The sequence below is a fragment of the Cohnella lubricantis genome (assembly GCF_014212015.1).
GTDB classification, from domain to species: Bacteria; Bacillota; Bacilli; order Paenibacillales; family Paenibacillaceae; genus Cohnella; species Cohnella lubricantis.
Genome location: NZ_JACJVN010000028.1, coordinates 129,495 through 146,259, shown reverse-complemented (window position 1 = coordinate 146,259; position 16,765 = coordinate 129,495). Strand labels below are relative to the sequence as shown.

The window sequence follows — 16,765 nt, the reverse complement described above, 5'->3', positions numbered from 1 at the left end:
ATGATCCAATGCGAAGGGCTAGTGAAGATCTACAAGACGGACGATCTGGAAGTCGTGGCGCTGCAAGGTCTCAACCTGGCGGTGAACGAAGGCGAGATGATGGCTATCATTGGCAACAGCGGCAGCGGCAAGTCGACGCTGCTCAATATTCTAGGCGGCCTGGACCGGCCATCGGCCGGCCAGGTTCGCGTAGGGCCGTGGGATCTGCTGAAGGTGAGCGACAACGATCTCGTCAAGTATAAGCGAGACACCGTCGGCTTCATCTGGCAGAACAACGCGCGCAACCTGCTGCCGTTCCTGTCGGCGCTTGAGAATGTGGAGATGCCGATGATGTTCTCCGGTAAGCTGGACCGTCCTTACGCGAAGCAACTGCTAGAGTGGGTCGGCCTGAAGGACCGGATGCACAATAAGCTGACGCAGCTGTCAGGGGGCGAGCAGCAGCGGGTCGCCATCGCGATCTCGCTCGCGAACAAGCCGCAGATGCTGCTCGCGGACGAACCGACGGGCTCCGTCGACTCCAGGACGTCGGACATTATCATGGATATTTTCCGAAGGTTCAACCGGGAGCTCGGCCTTACGATCGTCATCGTCACGCATGACCTGTCGCTCGCCGGCAAAGTCGACCGTGTCGTCGCCATCCGCGACGGCTTGACGAGCACGGAATTCATTAAGCGCAATCCGAACCTGGACGGCGCGCCATCGCTTCATGAGAGCGGCGGGATTGATGCGGTTCACGAAGCTTACGTCGTGGTAGACCGCGTGGGAAGGCTTCAAATCCCGAAGGAATACCTCCAAGCGCTCGCGATCAAAGACAAAGCAAGCATGGAGTTCGACGGGGAGAAAATTTTGATTCGAGCACCGAAATCATTGGAGGGGGAGACCGCATGAACAACAGAAAGGCAAGCTTCCGCAAGTGGACGCTCGCGGCGATGAGCGCCGCTATCTTAATTCCATCGCTCGCGGCTTGCACGAGCAAGAGCGAGGATGATCCGAACAACCGCCGCACGCTGCGAATCGGAACGATGTACGGCAGCCAGCAGGACGAATCTTACTTCCGCCAGCAATTCACGGACATGTTCGAGCTGACACACGACGGAATCGACCTCGAGATCGTGCCGGCGATCGACTATACCGAGCAGCAGTTCGAGCAGCCGAATCCCGATCAACCCCAGCCTGACCCGGTCGAGAAGGTGAAGGAGATCATGAACGGCGACAATCCGGTCGACGTCATGATTATCCAAGATCCGAGCCTCCTGGAGAGCCTCATTCAAGAGAATCTGGTGAAGCAGCTCGACACGCTGCTGAAGGAAGACAAGATCGATACAAGCACGTTCGTTCCCGCGGTCATCGACGGCATCAAGGATGCAGGTGACGGCTCTCTGTACGCTCTCGCGCCGACCTATACGCCTTCCGCTCTTTTCTATAATAAGAAAGCCTTTAGCGATGCCGGCGTTGAAGTGCCAACGGGCAGCCTGACTTGGGATGATGTGTTCAATCTGGCTAGACGGCTAAAGACGGGAACGGGTAAGGACACGAAGTTCGGATTTGCTCTTAATTCTTGGGGCTACAGCAACGGCTATTACGACCTGCAAACGTACGCAGCCCCGCTGCAGTTGAAGCTGTTCGACGATAACGCGGAGCAGATGACCGTTAATACGCCGCAATGGGAGAAGGTCTGGACGACGATCACGGATCTGTACAAGGACCATATCTTGCCGTCCAACGAAGACCTGCAGGTCGATCAGCCCCAGCCGACGGATACGACCATCTATAACCCTTATCAAGGCCAGCCGTTCTTCAATGGCAAAGTCGCCATGGTTATCGGCAGCTACAGCATGATCAACGATCTGGAGGTCTACAACAAGAATTACCAGAAGTTCGAGGGCGCCGAGGCTCTCGATTGGGATGTGCTGCCGGTGCCGACGTTCGCAGAGAACCCTGGCGTCAGCAGCTATGTCAATCTGAGTACGCTCGCCGCTATCAATGCGAAGGCTGCCAACCCGGACGACGCTTGGGAGTTCGTTAAGTTCATGAACGGCGAGGAATGGGGCAAATTGCGTTCCCGCAGCAGCTATGAGATGCCGACGTTGAAGGAATTCGTCAAGCCGAAGGAAGGCATGTCCTACAATATTGACGCGTTCACCTCGGTGAAGCCGTTCCTGTCTCAGAACAACTTCAAAGAGAACTTGATGTACCAAGAACGGCCCAATTTGTACTTGATCCAACAGCTGGCGCAGATCGAGTACGACAAGGTTATGCAAGGACAGCTTACCGTTAAGGAGGCGCTTGCGGAGATGGAGACGAAGGGCAATGACCTGCTGCAGAAGATCAAGTTGAGCCCGAAGGGAGAGATTGATACAAGCGGCATTTTCGACGACGTATACGGCGGCGGAGGCCCCATCAAGTATTAACGACCCGAAGATGAGCCGGTTAGAATAGCACCTTCATCAAGCGCCGCTCGCACAGTTGACAGTTGAACGCAGCGGCGCTTGATTAATATGGATTCGAGGAGGACTAGATGTTGGGAACGAGATCGAAGTACATAAGAACGCTGCCGCTGGTCTTATCGGCCGCGCTGCTCGTGCCGCTGGTTGCCGCTTGCAGCAAACAAAGCGCTGATGATCCGAACAATCGGCACACGCTGCGGATTGGCTTGCTGTCGGGAAGCTCGGATAGCGAATCTTATTACCGCCAAGAATATACAGACATGTTCGAGATGACACACCAGAATATCGACATTGAATTCGTGACCGCGGTCGATTATTCGGACATGCAATTCGCTACCCAAGAAGAGCAGCAGAAGATGCAGGAGATCGATCCCGTTGAGAAAATGAAGGAGATTATGACCGGCGATAATCCGGTCGACGTCCTCATTCTGGATACCGGAACGATGGGTAAGCTGGCGCAAGACAATTTGCTCATGCCGCTAGAACCGAAGATCAAAGAGGATAAGGTGAATTTGGAGGACTACGTTCCGACTGTGATCGATACGATTCGGGAAGCGGGTAACGGCCAGCTGTATGGACTGTCGCCAACGTTCTCCTCGTCGGTGTTATTCTACAATAAGACGCTGTTTGACAAGATGGGCGTCACGCTTCCTACCGACGGCATGATGTGGGATGACGTCTTCAACCTAGCGAGAAGGTTAACGTCCGGCACCGGCCAAGACGCGACGTTCGGGCTTACGCTGAACGATTGGGGCGCCGGTCTGAACTACTACAACATTCAAAGCATCTATTCGCCGCTCAAGCTGCGCATGTACGACGACAAGGGCGAGACGATGACGGTCGATACCGCCAAGTGGGAGGAAGTGTGGTCGAAGCCGATTGAGCTGTACCAGGATCATGTCTTCCCAAGGCAGGAAGATATGCAAGTCGAACAGCCGCAAGACGGCACCTATCAGTACAATCCGTATCAAGACAGGCCCTTCTTCACGAACCGCGTGGGAATGGTCATTGGCAGTTATAGTACGATCAGCGATCTGAATACGTACAACCAGAATGTCGACAAGATGGATGGTTATTCGAAGATCGATTGGGGCATCGTCACGTACCCGCAGCTGCCAGAAGCGCCGGGAGTCGGCGGCGGCATGTACATCAGCCAACTGGCGAGCATTAACGCCTCGGCGCAGAACCCCGAGGACGCTTGGGAATACATCAAGTTCGTCAACAGCAAGGAGTCGGCCAAGTTCAAGTCGCGAAGCACTTATGAGCTAAGCACGCTGAAGGAGTTCATTAAGCCGAAGGATGGCATGACCTACAATATGCAGGCATTCTACCAGCTGAAGCCGATACCGGATAACGCGAGCGACAGTGAGATTCAACTATACCGGGAACGCCCCAATATTGGCTTGATCTCGCAGCTTGCGGAACAGTCGTTCCAGAAAGCGCTGAACGGCGATATGACGGTTAAGGAGGCGCTGGCGGATCTGCAGACGAAGGGCAATGAGCTGCTGCAGAAGATCAAGGAGAATCCGACAGGGCAGATCGATATGTCGGCTTACGTGGATTATGGCGGCATGTACGGCACGTCGGAAGCTGCTGCCGTAGCGCGGGCGGCAGGGGTAGGCTGATTCTGGCCTCCGTCGGCAGCGGAACCACCCGACCCATTAAGACCCATCACAGCATTTGGCAGCCTTCAAGAAGGGAGTAAACCCGGCATCAGGCGTTCATCCTAAGGATCATCAATACCTACGATTCGGAGGGAACGCGATGAAATGGGTTTACTGGTCCAGGCTTTACGACAGCAAATTTCAAGCGGGCTGCCTCGTCCGCAGAATGGAGCATGACGGCTGGCTGTTCGGCATCGATATGCCGCACGAGATCGAAGTGTATCGTTCCCGCAAAGGCAAATACGGCGTCCGGTACGTTCCTTAAACCAGCTTCAAGACCCGCGGCTTTAGATGGAGCCGCGGGTCTTGGCATGTTCCGAACGGTTATGGTATGGTCAAGTAGAGGAGAGGATCGAACATGAGAAGAATGCCCTTATCGGCGGATACGGCTGTTAAATTAGCGAAGCACTTGAACGTGCCGCTGGAGCATCTGATGCATATGCCGCAGCATATTCTGCTGCAGAAGCTGGCGGAGATGGCCAAGGCGGAAGCGGCGCAGCTAGCGAAGGGACAGGTGCCGGAGCAGCCGGCGGGAGATGAGAAGAAGCCGGAAGGGGACGGTTAATTTTCCTCCGTTCCGTCTTTTTTTGATAAATTTCCTTGACGTTAATGGCTGGGCTATAGTATATTAATTCTTGTCGCTATTGCAGGATGTACGCTTACATTGACGCGGGGTGGAGCAGTCCGGTAGCTCGTCGGGCTCATAACCCGAAGGCCGCAGGTTCAAATCCTGCCCCCGCAACCAATTTTTCCTCGTACGGCCGAGGGCCCTTAGCTCAGTTGGTTAGAGCTGTCGGCTCATAACCGATTGGTCGGGGGTTCGAGTCCCTCAGGGCCCACCACAACCCTTGACGCGAATGGAACAAGCCGGAGTGGTGGAATGGCAGACACAGCAGACTTAAAATCTGCCGGGAGAAATCCCGTACCGGTTCGAGTCCGGTCTTCGGCATATAAGCTTCTCCTGAACTTCGTACCGTTTCTGAACTGCAGAAGACGGGTGCGATTTTTTTATTTTATAGGAGTTAATTCCGCACGGGGATATTCAATCCCTCTTGCGACGATTGTCCGATCGTCTTCTTACGAGAGAATCTTGTTGCCATACAGCCCTGATCCTATTTATACTGTGAGTAATATTAGGGAGTGTGACTTGAAGGCAATAAGACAGCTTGGCCTTGCATTCTTTGAACCCTATCGATGAAAGGTGTGAGAATAATAGGTGTACCAAGCAAGAAGATTATCGGCTACAGAGTCATGTTCAGCATGGGCCAATTCCAAATGTACGTATATATGAAGAGAGAGTATTACGAGATCTGGAAATATACCAAAGACAAGCAGATCCGGGACGTTACGATCGAGGAAGTGGAGATGGAGGCGGCTCGATTCTTGGGCTGAGCAGCATCATATGGCAAGTTGGGGGAGAAGCAAGAATGACCAGACAGTACGCGATCGACTTGGCCAAGAGACTGTACAGAGACAATAGGCAGTCGTATTACGTGGTCGAAGATTCGATGACACAGGAATATCGAGTCGTCGAGAAGCCGGAAGTGGAGAAGGAGCGGCTCAATCGTTACGTGATCTTCAGCATTGAATGGGACGACGACGAGTAGAGGATATTAGGTTGGGGGAAAAAGGGCCGTGAAGGGCGGACGCGAACATGCGCGTGATGCCGCTTCACGGCCCTTGGTTATTCAGCGGATCGTTGCCGCGAAGGCTTCCTGAAGGCGGCGGGTGACCGGCCCGGCGTCGCCCGCCGCGATGGCGTGCCCGTCAACGCGAACGACTGGCGTCACTTCGACCGTCGTGCCGGTGATGAACGCCTCGTCGGCGCCGAGCAGCTCGTCGACCGTGAATGGGCGTTCCTCCACAGGAATAGCGGCTTCGCGCGCGAGCCGAAGCACAACGCCTCGCGTCACGCCGTGCAGGATGAGGTTGTCTGCCGGGTGCGTTAGGATCGTACCGCCGCGGACGATCATGATGTTGGAGGCGCTGCATTCGGTCACGGTTCCGCTGCGGTGCAGAATCGCATCATCGCCGCCGGCATCTAGCGCCTGCTGCTTGGCGAGCGTGTTCGGCAGCAGATTCAGCGTCTTGAAGTCGCAGCGCAGCCAGCGGATATCGGGGACGGTGACGGCGGCGATGCCTCTCTCCATCGCGGCGAGCGGCCGCGGCAATTCGGTGCAATAGGCCATCGTCACGGGAGCGGCGCCTTGCGGGAACGGATGGCTGCGAGGGGCTGCTCCGCGGGTGAACTGCAAGTAGACGGTGCCCTCCTGCAACCCGTTGCGCCCGATCAACTCCTCAAGCAGCTGTTGTATGGCTTCGATGGTATAAGGCAGCGCGATGCGCAGGCCGTCCGCTGTCCGGACGAGCCGCTCGAAGTGGGCCTCGGCTTCATATATTCGTCCTGCGTAGACACGGAACACTTCGTAGAGGCCGTCGCCGAAATAATAACCGCGGTCGTCGGGAGAGATTCGAACATCCTCTTTGGCGATGAACTCGCCATTGTACCAATAGACGGATGGCATAGGGTTCCTCCTTGTATCGCTAGGATAAGGCAGTGCTGGATTGATATAATGGATTCGAGATGGAACAACGTATTCCTTTATTATAGATGATGGAGGTTATCGTGATATGGCTGTCGTATTTGACAACGAGTGGGGGCCGCTGCTGCAGCCGGAGCTGGATAAGCCCTATTGCCAGAAGCTGCGAATGCAGCTGGAGGAGGAGTACCGGGATCGAACGGTGTACCCGGATAGGCATCACATTTTCCAAGCGCTGCACCTCACCTCCTATGAGGACGCGAAGGTCGTCATTCTCGGGCAGGATCCCTATCACGGAGCGGGGCAGGCGCATGGGCTGAGCTTCTCCGTGCTGCCGGGCGTGCGAACGCCGCCTTCGCTTCAGAATATTTATAAGGAACTGCGGGATGATCTAGGCTGCGCGGTTCCAAGCCACGGCTTCCTGGAGCATTGGGCGCGCCAAGGGGTGCTGCTGCTGAATGCCGTCCTGACCGTTCGGGAGGGAGAGCCGAATTCGCATCGGAAGCTCGGATGGGAGACGTTCACGACCGCGGTCATTGCGGCGCTGAATGAGCGGGAGCGGCCGCTGGCGTTCATTCTATGGGGGCGCAATGCGCAAGAGAAGGCGGCGTTCATTGACCGCGAGCGTCATCTGGTCATCGAGTCGGCGCACCCGAGCCCGCTGTCGGCGCGCAACGGCTTCTTCGGCTCGAAGCCGTTCTCTCGGGCGAATGCTTTCCTGAAGGCGAATGGGCTGGCGGAGATCGATTGGCCAGTCCCGGAGCTGGAAGAACGAGCAACGGTGGAGGCGGCCGACGGACGGAAGAGCGGGAGGGGGCTGGCGTGAGCGTCGCTTCTTCGTCCTCGTCGTCGTCCGGAATGCGTCCCGTCCGCTGGCTGACGCCGGCCACCGGCTATTTGAACGGCTATACGCATACGCTTAACCCATACGTCGGCTGCGCGTATGGGTGCTCGTACTGCTACGTCCGCAGGCTGCCGGTGGCGCTGTTCCGGCCCGAGCCATGGGGAGAGTGGGCGGAGGGCAAGCGGGGCGACCCCGCCTCGCTGAAGCGGGAGCTGGCGCGGGCCAAAGCCAAAGGGCCCGTCGCCGTGTTCTTCTCGTCGGCGACAGACCCTTATCAGCCGCTGGAAGCGAAGCTGCGGCTTACGCGCGGATTGCTCGAAGCGATGGCCGAGGCGGAAGCGCCGCCGGACTTCGTGCTGCTGCAGACGCGCGGGCCGCTCGTCACGCGCGACATCGATGTGCTGCAGCGTCTCGGCGGGCACGTGCGCGTCAGCATGACGGTCGAGACGGACCGCGACGACGTCCGCCGCGCGTTGACACCGACGGCCCCGCCGCTGGCGGCGCGTCTGCGGGCGCTTCGCGAGCTCGCGGAAGCGGGCGTCGCCGTGCAGGCTGCCGTCTCGCCGCTGCTGCCGCATACGCCCGCGTTCGCGGAGCAGCTGGCGTCGAGCGCGCCTCGCGTCGTGCTCGACGACTACTTCCGCGGTGACGGCAGCAGCGGCCGCCGCAGCGAACGCCTCGGCATGCGCGAGACGTACGCGCGGCATGGCTGGAGCGAGTGGTACACGCCGCAGCGGATGGACGAGCTTGCGGAAGCGCTGCGCAAGCGAATGCCGCCGGAGGCGGTCGTCGTCAGCGCCGAAGGCTTCGCGCCGCCGGCGCTTAGTTGAGGGGAGCTGAGCCGCTGCTCGCGGATTCGGTCGCAGAACCGCTGTTGCCGGCCGCGCCATCCGCGGGTTCGCCAGCCTCGCTGCCGTTAGGGGCGCTGTCGCTAGCCGCCGGCGGGCTGCTCATGCCTTCAAGCGTCCCCAGAACCGGCGTGAAGCCGGCAGGGATGTAGGCTTCCGCGGTGACGGTCGTGATGACCTGAGGATAGAGCGCTGCCGGGTCCGGCAAGCGGATACGGTAGTTCACCGTCGCCTGCTGGCCTTCGAATACGATGCTCGACACCTCGAGCCCGTAGCCCGGATGCGGCGCGGTAGCCGTTAGGGAAGCCTTCGCGACCCCTTCCGCATAAGGAGCGCTAGTCAGCTTGAGGTCGCTAAGCGGCGATTCGGCCGGCAGCTCGGGGATCGGCTTCGTCTTCTCGACGAACTCGATCGCCTTGTCGAGCATAACCGCCGCTTCGCTGCGGGTGATGACGTCACTCGGACGGAAGTTGCCCTTGCCGTCCAGCTCCGCGATCTTCGAGATGAGCAGCTTCTGGATGCTGTTCATATAACCGTCGGTGACGCTATCGGCATCGCTGATCAGGAGGAACTGCTCCGTGAACGCATAATCCCCCTTCGTCAAGATGCCTTGGAACAGCCAATTGGCGAATTGCTCCCGCGTCACATGGGCCGACGGATGAATGTCGCGGGGCAGATCGAGGCCGTTCATCCTCGCGATGATGAAGGTCTGCGCGTAAGGCGCGTCATTCTTGACCTTCGTGAAATAGTCGCTCGCTTCAGGCTCTTTAATGAAGCGGATATTGTCAATGTTGAGGCCGAGCCCCCTGACGATCAGCGTGACAGCTGCCGCTCCGTTCACTTTGCCGGCAGGCTTGAACAGATCGCCGCCGATGCCTTGAACGATGCCGCGCTTCTGCAGATCCAAGATTCGCTGCTCGCCGGGATCGTTCGCGATGTCGCTGAAGGCGGACACCGATCCGCTGGCGGCGAGCATTGAGGAGACGGCAATGATCAGGGCAGCCATCGATTTGGACGATTTTCTCAGCTTCATAACTTTCCTCCTAATTCATATGAGATGGACTGACCGATTGAGGTCAACTTCAAGACGCAGCCGGATTCACAATTGTTGCATATATGTCCGTACGCTTCCAATCGTTGATTCGAATAACAAAAAGCCCCGCCGTTGCCGGCGGGGCTTCATCGATTGTATATGGTGATCTGGACAGGGATCGAACCTGTGACCCCTACCCTGTCAAGGTAGTGCTCTCCCAGCTGAGCTACCAGATCAAGTTGTATCGACTTGATCTATTATAGCGGCATGTCCGGGCGATGTAAAGGGTTTTCTCTATTTTTTTAATCCGTGCTCTTTGGCGAAGCTTCTTCCTGCTTGACTTGATTGGCCTTATCCCAGGTGCGATGAATTCGATCCTTGATGCGGGTCTTCTCTTTCTCGAGCAGGCGCGAGACGAGCGCTTCCTCCGAGATGCCTTTCTCCTTGCCGACTTGGGCGATCGATTTGCCCTTCTTTAATTCATCGAGCAACTGTTTAGATGTCATCCCAAGCACCTGGGCGGTGTCGTCCAACCGCGATTTGCCGGCATGTCCCATATGACCGTGACGCTGCCTCATCAGCGGACCTTTCCGATCGACGAATTTCTCGGTGCGCTCCTGAATGCCTTCGCTCCATTTGGCCGCTTGCTCCTGCGTGAGTTTGCCGGACTTGACCGCTTCGGCTAGACGAGCTTGCTGCTGCGCGACGAGGAGGTCGATGACCTTCTGTCTGTCAACGCCCTTCTCCTTAGCGATCTCAGCCAGCGATTTGCCTGCTTGAAGCTCCTTATGCAGCGTATCGGCGTCAATCTTCAGCAGCGTCAAGAGCGTCTCGTTGCCTTTCTTGCCTTCCTCCGCCATGATCTGGACGGATTGGCCCCGCTCTTCGGAATGGTACAGCGGATGTTCCAAGGCGGCGGCTCCGGCGCTGTCTGCGGCATCGGCGGATACGGAACCGCCAGTTGCGAAGCCCGTTATAGCCGTTGCTGCGCAGGCGGCGATCGCCAGCCTCTTGAAGAACACGTTGATCGTTACTGTCATGTTAGTCTCCCTCCTTCAAACTCCATTGTAGGTAATGAAAGGAAGAAGTATACGTGCGAAGAGGAGGGAGGGGGTGATTTTTGGCGGGTACAACAAAAAAAGAAGCCTTGTCGGCTTCTCCGAAGTTCGATGATGGTGATCTGGACAGGGATCGAACCTGTGACCCCTACCCTGTCAAGGTAGTGCTCTCCCAGCTGAGCTACCAGATCATGTCCGCCTCGTTGCGAGGACATTTAGAATAATACCAAGGGATGAGCGCGAAGTCAACCGGTTTTCTGCCAACCTTTTTTGCACAATCCATGCCAAATTTTGAGCTTCCGTCTTCGGAAAAGAGTGATGTTCGGCGCGATTCGGACGTAAGTATGAACAACGGAATCGAGCGGGAGGCGTGCGTGTGTCCATAACGAACGAAATGACGTATCTGGTCGTTTGGCTGATCGGCTTGTTCGGCCTAGTCGGCTTCGTAATGGCGGCGGTGGCGCAGATGGTGCGCAAGGACACGATGGAGCACGACAAGAGGTTCGTCTGGCGGGCGAAGGCTAATGAGAGCAAGGAGGACGACAAGCCCTAGGCCGGAATAACGGCTCTGTCCGAAGGACAGAATGGGAAGGCAGGAACAGCTGTCCAACAAAGGAATGAGCCAGCAGATGAACAACGAATCCCATTCGCCCGTACCCGCCAAGCATCCGCAATTCGCCAAGCGTCCGCAGCTCGACAGGCGTCTGAAGGCGATTGCCGTCACGGCGCTGCTCGCCGTCGCAGCGACGGCCGTAACCGGCTGCGGAGCTCAGCCCCGCGCGCCGCAAGCTCGGCACGTATCGGCCAGCGTATACGGGCACGATTCCCGCAGCGTGACGTCTGACGTCTATTCGCTGCAACAGCGGCACAACTGGTAGGACGGCCATAAAGAAAGCTCCGGATGCGGCATGTCCGCTACCGGAGCTTTTCGTTCATTCATCCCATTTGCGGGAATAGGCCTTGCTCGTTACCCAGATGCAAAGCAAGATAATCAAGACCGCAATGATGCCTGCAATGACGTAAGTCGTAACCACGAGAAGATCTCTTCCTTTCGCCGGAACGTTCCTTCTATCATAATGGATCGAATGGTTCCGGGACAATCCTTTTTCGACGCCGGGGATATCACCGCTCGCAGATCTCCCGCATATCTTATCGGGATGATCATTCCGGTGAGGGAGCATGGAAGATGAACAACAAGGCGGGCAAAGCGAAGGTTATTAAGAAGAAGGGGTCCGGCGACGTCCAGCCGCAAATGAAGATCGTCCTCTCGGACGTATGCGCAGTCTGTCCAACGCCGTGTACGCGAGGGCTTCAGTATCTTGCGCGCATGTCAGAGCCGGGCGCGTCAGGCAACGGCGTTCCTTGCGTGCTGACGCTGCCGAGATCGGCTGTCAAGGCAGTTGTCTAGAAATTTAGGCTCCGTCCGCAACTTTTTTTTTCGAGGCTGGTATAACCAAGTACCAACCTGGAATCAAACGTGAGCGACGGAGGGATTGACGGATGAGAATCCGCAAACTGCTGCTATTGACTGTAGTGCTTACCTTGCTTGGCGGCACGGCTATTTTCGCAGATACGGTCTCGCAGAAGGTCAAGATCGTATGGAATAAACAGGAGCTGAACGAAGGCGGCGCCTTGATCGACGGCAAGGCCTATATCGGCGCTAGAGAGGTTGCCGAGATTGCGCAAGCGTTCGTGACGTGGGATGACGACGAGAAGAAGGCAACGATCTCCAAACCGAACGTACATATGTTCCTGATGGACGGGAACACGCCGTTCGGCTCGGTCTCGAAGGGCAAGGGCAACTTCAAGGTGTTCGCGCAGATCGATAATTTGCAGACGAGCATCACGAGCTTCAAGGTAACGATCGCCGACCCGTATGGAGACGAGACTTATATCGATGGGCGAACGAACAAGGATAACGGGTTCCCGACGGACAAGGATAACTTCTGGTTCACTTCGATCGAGAAGTCGTATGAGTTCAAATACAGCGGGAAGTATACGATTCGCTTCTGGATGAAGCCGTCAGGCAATTCTCCGATGCAGGTCGTCTCCGAGAAGACCGTCATCTCCAAGTAATAGAAGCGTATTAGGCGCGCTCCGTCCTGCTTGTTAGGGCGGGGCGTTTCGTTTGACCTGACATAGGCCGAAATGGTACGATACGACAGTAGCCCAAATTACCCGACCGAACGGAGGTTCCACATGAGCGATCATGTTCATGACGAGAATTGCGACCATGAGCACGAGGATATGGTGTTCGTTGTAACCGACGAAGACGGCAACGAACACGAAATGGTGCTTGCGTATACTTTTGAGACCGGAGACAAGGCATATGCGGTGCTGCTGGACCGCAACGAGCCTGAAGACGACGGCGTCATCTTCCGCATCGAAGAAGAGGGAGAGGACGAGGTTCTCGTCAACATCGAAGACGATGAGGAATGGGAACGCGTCATGAAGGTGTACGAGGAATTGGTTGCGCAGGAAGCCGACTGACCCGTTGGCTTCGCTGCCGAATGACTAGGGCTGTCAAGGCCGTCCGTTGGACGCCGGGACAGCCCTTCGTTCGCGTATCGGAGATCGACGGTTATTTGCGAGGATTATAGTAGAGCGTTCGGCCGTTGAACAGCTTCACTTCGGCGAGCAATCTCTTGCCAATCCACTTGCAATATTCGTTCGCTTTGGATTTGTCGCCGTGCGTTGCATCGTCCGGCAGCACGACATGAATATAGGGGACGGTTGTCTCGCCTTCGGCGCGCAGCCCCGTTCCGAACAGGATGTATCGGTATGGCGGCTTGCGGCCTTTGAGGAAGAACCAACGGTCTTCTTCGCCGGCCTTCGTCTCAATCGAATAAGGGAATGCCGCCTCCGCGTAATTCCAATCCAACTGCTGTCCGGTAAGGCCGGTCTGTTCCCGGTAGTGCTGAAGCTGCTGCTTGACATCCTCGAGCGAGATCTCGGCTGCGGCGGATCCTTGAACCAGCGATATGTAAGCGCTTTGACTCATCGGCTGCACCCCTCCCAAGGCAAATGATAGCACCTGCAGGACGGATTGGCAACGATTCCCATGCGAGAAGAAGAGGCCGTATATCCGGTTCCCCCCAAAAAAACAAGCCTCTGCGAATCGGCGGAACGCCGGCCGCAGGGGCTTTGATATGGATTAGGAGATCGCCGTCTCTTCCACGATGACCTTGATCTGCCGGACAGAGCGGTCTTCCGGCCCTTTGACGGGAAGGCCGACATCGAGGTGATCGACGATGTAATCGATATTCTCCTGGGAGACGACCTCGCCGGGCAGAAGGATCGGAATGCCAGGCGGATAGACATAGATGAACTCGGCGATAATGCGTCCCGCCGATTCCGTGAACGGGATCGTCTCCGTCTCGCCGTAGAACGCATCCCGCGGCGTCAGCGACAGGTGCGGGATCTCCGGGATCTTGACCACCATCTCGATCACTTCGCGCGTATGAAGGAATTCGTCCGCCATCTTCGTCAGCGCGCCGAGCAGAATGCTGATCGATTCGGCATCGTCTCCGGGCGTAATGAGGCACAGGATGTTGTACATATCGCTGAGCTCGACTTCGATGTTGTAATGCTCGCGCAGCCAATTCTCGGCGTCATATCCGGTCATGCCGAGATGGCGCACATGGATCGTCAGCTTGGTCGGATCGTAATCGAAGGTCGCCTCGTCGCCGAGAATGTCGTCGCCGAAGCAATAGAGCCCTTCGATCTGATTGATGGCTGTCCGCGCCTCATTCGCCAGCTTGACCGTCCGGCTTGCCAACTCTCTGCCATGCAGGGCAAGCTGCCGGCGCGCGGCATCTAGCGAGGCAAGCAGCGGATAGGAGGTTGACGTCGTCGTCAGCAGGCTGAGAATCGTCTGAACGCGCTGGAGGTTAACCCGTCCGGCTCGGACGTTCAGGATTGAGCTCTGCGTCATCGAACCTCCGAGCTTGTGCACGCTTGTCGCCGCCATGTCGGCGCCGGCCTGCATGGCAGACAGCGGAAGCTCTTCGGAGAAGTGAATGAGCGCGCCGTGGGCTTCGTCGACGAGCACCGGAATATCATACTCGTGGACCAGATCGACGATCTCCTTCAGGTTCGCGCAGACGCCGTAATAGGTCGGGTTAATGACGAGCACGGCTGCCGCATCGGGATGCCGCTCCAAGGCGCGGCGCACCGACTGCGTCGTAATGCCGTGATCGATGCCGAGATTGCGGTCCCGCACCGGAGACAGGAATACCGGCCGGGCGCCGGAGAAGATGATCGCCGACAGAATGGACTTGTGCACGTTGCGCGGCACGATGATCTTGTCGCCTTGTCCGCACACCGCAAGGATCATCGTCATGATGGCGCTGCTCGTGCCTTGCACGGAGAAGAAGGTCGCATCCGCGCCGAAGGCGTTCGCTGCGAGCTGCTGCGCTTCCAGAATGACGCCGACCGGCTGGTGCAGGTCGTCGAGAGGGGCAATGTTGATCAGGTCGATGTCGAGCACGTTCTGGCCGATATATTGACGGAACTCGGGATCCATTCCGGTTCCTTTCTTATGTCCGGGGATATGGAACTGCACCGGGTTCTGCGCTGCGTGGCTGCGCAGGGCGTCGAATAGTGGTGTGCGGGTATGATCCAAAGATGAGCGCCTTCCTTTCCATGCCGTACATACGGCTCTCTTCAAACAAGCATGAGTATAGCAAAAATAGGGGGGAATGCAACTTCTGGCATCCCGGGGCTGTCACGTTGTCACGAAAATGTCTTGAATCGTTGTTTGGAACTACCCTTTCGACTGTGCTACCATATTTTACGATACTGGACGACACTTGCCTCTAAGGAGAGAATACCCGTGCGCAGCAAGCTGACGATCGTTGCACTCATGCTAGTTACTACTTTTATCGGATTCGGCATTATTATTCCTGTCCTGCCGCAAGCGGTATCGGACCTTGATCCGGAACGGGCGAATCTGCATACCGGCTTCATGCTGGCGCTTTATTCGCTCGTCTCCTTTCTCTTATCGCCCGTCTGGGGAAGGCTGTCGGGCCGGGTCGGCAGAAGGCCGGTCATTATGATCGGCGTGCTCGGCTTCTGCGCCAGCTTCCTGCTGTTCGGGCTTGCCGTGGACAACCTCGCGCTGATGTATGTCTCCCGCCTGCTCGGAGGCTTGTTCTCGGGCGCTGTCACCTCTTGTATCGTCGCTTACGTGGCGGACATCACGACGAACGAGCAGCGGACGAAGGGGATGGCTGTCGTCGGCATGAGCATCGGGCTCGGCTTCACGTTCGGGCCATTCGTCGGCGGAGAGCTGAGCCAGATCTCGCTGGCTGCCCCGTTCTATGCCGCGGCCGGACTGGCGCTGCTCACGTTCATCGCGGGCTGGCTGAAACTGGCGGAGTCGCTCACGCCGGAGCGTCGAGCCGCTATAGCGGTTCAGCCGAGAACGTCGCGTTGGACAGCGTTCCAAGGTTCCCTCAAAAATCTGTACGTGCTCGCATTCTTCGTGACGTTCTCGCTAGCCATTCTGGAAGCGACGATGCAGCTGTACGGCATGCACCGCTTCGACGCTACGCCGCGCAACGTCGGCTACATGTTCTTCTTCTGCGGTCTTGTCGGCGCGCTCATTCAGGGCGGCGTCGTTCGCCGCCGCGTCAAGCAAGGGCAGGAGACCGCGTATATCGCCGCAGGCCTTGTCATCTCGGCGGCCGGCTTCTTCCTGCTGCTCACCGCGCACAGCGTAGTCGCCGCTACCGTCTACTTGTGCATCTTCGGCATCGGCAATTCGCTCATCCGTCCGTGCGTCACATCGCTCATCACGCAGAAGACGACCGTGGAGCAAGGCGTCGCATCCGGCCTCAGCTCCTCGATGGACAGCTTGGGCCGCATCGTCGGCCCGCTGCTGGGATCGGTGCTTCTGGGCGCCTATGCGCAGCTGCCGTTCCTCGTGTCCGGCGCGCTGTCGCTCGCCGCGCTCGGCCTGCTCGCCCGGTTCCGCAGCGCGGACCGCGCGCAGGCCAAGGCGGAGGCTTGACGCTGCCCGGTGAACGCCGTCAGGCGATTACCCGATAGGGTTCTTCAAGGGGCTGTCCCAGAAGGGGTCACCGAGAGTGATCTCTTCTGGGACAGCCCTATTTGTTTGCTCCAAGCCCGAGACGGGAAGGCCCGCCATGGAACGCTCTAACCCGGCAAACTCGGGTTAGAGAGGCGAAGGTGCGACCGGGGACGTATACACTCCCCGCCTTTCGTCCAGGCGCAAATACGGTCCTCCGCCGTTTTCGCACCCCTTTCATTTCCAGCTATGATGGATGAGTCCATTATAGATACCGAGGTATGGAAGGAGTTTGCTGGA

Annotated in this window: 20 protein-coding genes and 5 tRNA genes; 18 read left to right on the top strand and 7 right to left on the bottom strand. The window is 57.4% G+C overall.

Annotated features, from left to right (window positions below; all coding sequences use genetic code 11):
• The 10 genes from H4Q31_RS08090 to H4Q31_RS08045 all read left to right on the top strand — a co-directional run bounded on the left by H4Q31_RS08090 (position 1) and on the right by H4Q31_RS08045 (position 5,718).
• Complete coding sequence (locus H4Q31_RS08090) at positions 1-888, top strand: ABC transporter ATP-binding protein (protein ID WP_185178553.1); 888 nt, start codon at positions 1-3, stop codon at positions 886-888.
• Positions 885-2,411 carry an ABC transporter substrate-binding protein gene (locus H4Q31_RS08085; RefSeq protein WP_185178552.1) on the top strand — a complete coding sequence of 509 codons (1,527 nt, stop codon included), beginning with the start codon at positions 885-887 and terminating at the stop codon, positions 2,409-2,411. Before H4Q31_RS08090 ends, H4Q31_RS08085 begins: the two co-directional genes overlap by 4 nt.
• Positions 2,412-2,521: 110 nt before the next feature.
• Positions 2,522-4,072, top strand: coding sequence for an ABC transporter substrate-binding protein (locus H4Q31_RS08080; RefSeq protein ID WP_185178551.1), 1,551 nt, complete (start codon positions 2,522-2,524; stop codon positions 4,070-4,072).
• Between the two features lie 139 nt (positions 4,073-4,211).
• Positions 4,212-4,376, top strand: coding sequence for a hypothetical protein (locus H4Q31_RS08075; protein WP_185178550.1), 165 nt, complete (start codon positions 4,212-4,214; stop codon positions 4,374-4,376).
• A 93-nt stretch (positions 4,377-4,469) separates the two neighbouring features.
• Complete coding sequence (locus H4Q31_RS08070) at positions 4,470-4,676, top strand: YycC family protein (protein WP_185178549.1); 207 nt, start codon at positions 4,470-4,472, stop codon at positions 4,674-4,676.
• 103 nt (positions 4,677-4,779) lie between these two features.
• Positions 4,780-4,856, top strand: a tRNA-Met gene (locus H4Q31_RS08065).
• A gap of 20 nt (positions 4,857-4,876) precedes the next feature.
• Positions 4,877-4,953, top strand: a tRNA-Ile gene (locus H4Q31_RS08060).
• Positions 4,954-4,977: 24 nt separating this feature from the next.
• Positions 4,978-5,060: transfer RNA gene (locus tag H4Q31_RS08055), tRNA-Leu, on the top strand.
• Positions 5,061-5,314: 254 nt separating this feature from the next.
• A complete protein-coding gene (locus tag H4Q31_RS08050; protein WP_185178548.1) occupies positions 5,315-5,503 on the top strand; it encodes a hypothetical protein in 189 nt (62 codons plus the stop codon).
• 35 nt (positions 5,504-5,538) lie between these two features.
• Complete coding sequence (locus tag H4Q31_RS08045) at positions 5,539-5,718, top strand: hypothetical protein (protein ID WP_185178547.1); 180 nt, start codon at positions 5,539-5,541, stop codon at positions 5,716-5,718.
• Positions 5,719-5,799: 81 nt separating this feature from the next.
• On the opposite strand, the gene dat is transcribed toward H4Q31_RS08045, so the two are convergent.
• The gene (gene dat, locus H4Q31_RS08040) at positions 5,800-6,636 is read right to left on the bottom strand and encodes a D-amino-acid transaminase (protein ID WP_185178546.1); all 837 of its coding nucleotides are present in this window, start codon (positions 6,634-6,636) and stop codon (positions 5,800-5,802) included.
• A 106-nt stretch (positions 6,637-6,742) separates the two neighbouring features.
• On the opposite strand from dat, the gene H4Q31_RS08035 reads away from it, so the two are divergent.
• On the top strand, positions 6,743-7,477 hold the full coding sequence (locus tag H4Q31_RS08035; protein WP_185178545.1) for a uracil-DNA glycosylase: 735 nt from the start codon (positions 6,743-6,745) through the stop codon (positions 7,475-7,477).
• Positions 7,474-8,325, top strand: coding sequence for an SPL family radical SAM protein (locus H4Q31_RS08030; protein ID WP_311771702.1), 852 nt, complete (start codon positions 7,474-7,476; stop codon positions 8,323-8,325). The genes H4Q31_RS08035 and H4Q31_RS08030 overlap by 4 nt, the downstream gene beginning before the upstream one ends.
• Here H4Q31_RS08030 and H4Q31_RS08025 read toward each other — a convergent pair.
• The 4 genes from H4Q31_RS08025 to H4Q31_RS08010 form a co-directional block, all read right to left on the bottom strand.
• A complete protein-coding gene (locus H4Q31_RS08025; RefSeq protein WP_185178544.1) occupies positions 8,318-9,376 on the bottom strand; it encodes an S-layer homology domain-containing protein in 1,059 nt (352 codons plus the stop codon). The genes H4Q31_RS08030 and H4Q31_RS08025 overlap by 8 nt on opposite strands.
• 160 nt (positions 9,377-9,536) lie before the next feature.
• Positions 9,537-9,612, bottom strand: a tRNA-Val gene (locus tag H4Q31_RS08020).
• A gap of 66 nt (positions 9,613-9,678) precedes the next feature.
• Complete coding sequence (locus tag H4Q31_RS08015) at positions 9,679-10,416, bottom strand: hypothetical protein (RefSeq protein WP_185178543.1); 738 nt, start codon at positions 10,414-10,416, stop codon at positions 9,679-9,681.
• Between the two features lie 133 nt (positions 10,417-10,549).
• Positions 10,550-10,625: transfer RNA gene (locus H4Q31_RS08010), tRNA-Val, on the bottom strand.
• A gap of 185 nt (positions 10,626-10,810) precedes the next feature.
• Between H4Q31_RS08010 and H4Q31_RS08005 the strand changes: the two genes are divergently transcribed.
• From H4Q31_RS08005 to H4Q31_RS07985, 5 genes are all read left to right on the top strand, one after another.
• Complete coding sequence (locus H4Q31_RS08005; RefSeq protein ID WP_185178626.1) at positions 10,811-10,987, top strand: hypothetical protein; 177 nt, start codon at positions 10,811-10,813, stop codon at positions 10,985-10,987.
• 31 nt (positions 10,988-11,018) lie between these two features.
• Positions 11,019-11,312, top strand: a complete 294-nt coding sequence (locus H4Q31_RS08000; protein ID WP_185178542.1) for a hypothetical protein — start codon at positions 11,019-11,021, stop codon at positions 11,310-11,312.
• A 308-nt stretch (positions 11,313-11,620) separates the two neighbouring features.
• Entirely contained in the window at positions 11,621-11,842 is a 222-nt protein-coding gene (locus tag H4Q31_RS07995) for a hypothetical protein (protein WP_185178625.1), read from the top strand.
• 92 nt (positions 11,843-11,934) lie between these two features.
• Entirely contained in the window at positions 11,935-12,510 is a 576-nt protein-coding gene (locus tag H4Q31_RS07990; RefSeq protein WP_185178541.1) for a stalk domain-containing protein, read from the top strand.
• A gap of 123 nt (positions 12,511-12,633) precedes the next feature.
• Positions 12,634-12,924 carry a DUF1292 domain-containing protein gene (locus H4Q31_RS07985; protein ID WP_185178540.1) on the top strand — a complete coding sequence of 97 codons (291 nt, stop codon included), beginning with the start codon at positions 12,634-12,636 and terminating at the stop codon, positions 12,922-12,924.
• A gap of 91 nt (positions 12,925-13,015) precedes the next feature.
• Here H4Q31_RS07985 and H4Q31_RS07980 read toward each other — a convergent pair whose 3' ends face one another.
• Both H4Q31_RS07980 and H4Q31_RS07975 read right to left on the bottom strand, forming a co-directional pair.
• Complete coding sequence (locus H4Q31_RS07980) at positions 13,016-13,435, bottom strand: DUF1885 family protein (protein ID WP_185178539.1); 420 nt, start codon at positions 13,433-13,435, stop codon at positions 13,016-13,018.
• 153 nt (positions 13,436-13,588) lie between these two features.
• Positions 13,589-15,058 carry an aminotransferase class I/II-fold pyridoxal phosphate-dependent enzyme gene (locus H4Q31_RS07975; protein WP_185178538.1) on the bottom strand — a complete coding sequence of 490 codons (1,470 nt, stop codon included), beginning with the start codon at positions 15,056-15,058 and terminating at the stop codon, positions 13,589-13,591.
• Positions 15,059-15,268: 210 nt separating this feature from the next.
• Here H4Q31_RS07975 and H4Q31_RS07970 point away from each other — a divergent pair, with 210 nt between their 5' ends.
• Positions 15,269-16,447, top strand: coding sequence for an MFS transporter (locus H4Q31_RS07970; protein ID WP_185178537.1), 1,179 nt, complete (start codon positions 15,269-15,271; stop codon positions 16,445-16,447).
• The last annotated feature ends 318 nt before the right edge of the window (positions 16,448-16,765 follow it).

Coding starts and splice junctions, on each gene's coding strand:
- H4Q31_RS08090 (WP_185178553.1), top strand. CDS start 1: ATGATCCAATGCGAAGGGCTAGTGAAGATCTACAAGACGGACGATCTG.
- H4Q31_RS08085 (WP_185178552.1), top strand. CDS start 885: ATGAACAACAGAAAGGCAAGCTTCCGCAAGTGGACGCTCGCGGCGATG.
- H4Q31_RS08075 (WP_185178550.1), top strand. CDS start 4,212: ATGAAATGGGTTTACTGGTCCAGGCTTTACGACAGCAAATTTCAAGCG.
- H4Q31_RS08070 (WP_185178549.1), top strand. CDS start 4,470: ATGAGAAGAATGCCCTTATCGGCGGATACGGCTGTTAAATTAGCGAAG.
- H4Q31_RS08045 (WP_185178547.1), top strand. CDS start 5,539: ATGACCAGACAGTACGCGATCGACTTGGCCAAGAGACTGTACAGAGAC.
- dat (WP_185178546.1), bottom strand. CDS start 6,636: ATGCCATCCGTCTATTGGTACAATGGCGAGTTCATCGCCAAAGAGGAT.
- H4Q31_RS08035 (WP_185178545.1), top strand. CDS start 6,743: ATGGCTGTCGTATTTGACAACGAGTGGGGGCCGCTGCTGCAGCCGGAG.
- H4Q31_RS08025 (WP_185178544.1), bottom strand. CDS start 9,376: ATGAAGCTGAGAAAATCGTCCAAATCGATGGCTGCCCTGATCATTGCC.
- H4Q31_RS08015 (WP_185178543.1), bottom strand. CDS start 10,416: ATGACAGTAACGATCAACGTGTTCTTCAAGAGGCTGGCGATCGCCGCC.
- H4Q31_RS08000 (WP_185178542.1), top strand. CDS start 11,019: ATGGGAAGGCAGGAACAGCTGTCCAACAAAGGAATGAGCCAGCAGATG.
- H4Q31_RS07995 (WP_185178625.1), top strand. CDS start 11,621: ATGAACAACAAGGCGGGCAAAGCGAAGGTTATTAAGAAGAAGGGGTCC.
- H4Q31_RS07990 (WP_185178541.1), top strand. CDS start 11,935: ATGAGAATCCGCAAACTGCTGCTATTGACTGTAGTGCTTACCTTGCTT.
- H4Q31_RS07985 (WP_185178540.1), top strand. CDS start 12,634: ATGAGCGATCATGTTCATGACGAGAATTGCGACCATGAGCACGAGGAT.
- H4Q31_RS07980 (WP_185178539.1), bottom strand. CDS start 13,435: ATGAGTCAAAGCGCTTACATATCGCTGGTTCAAGGATCCGCCGCAGCC.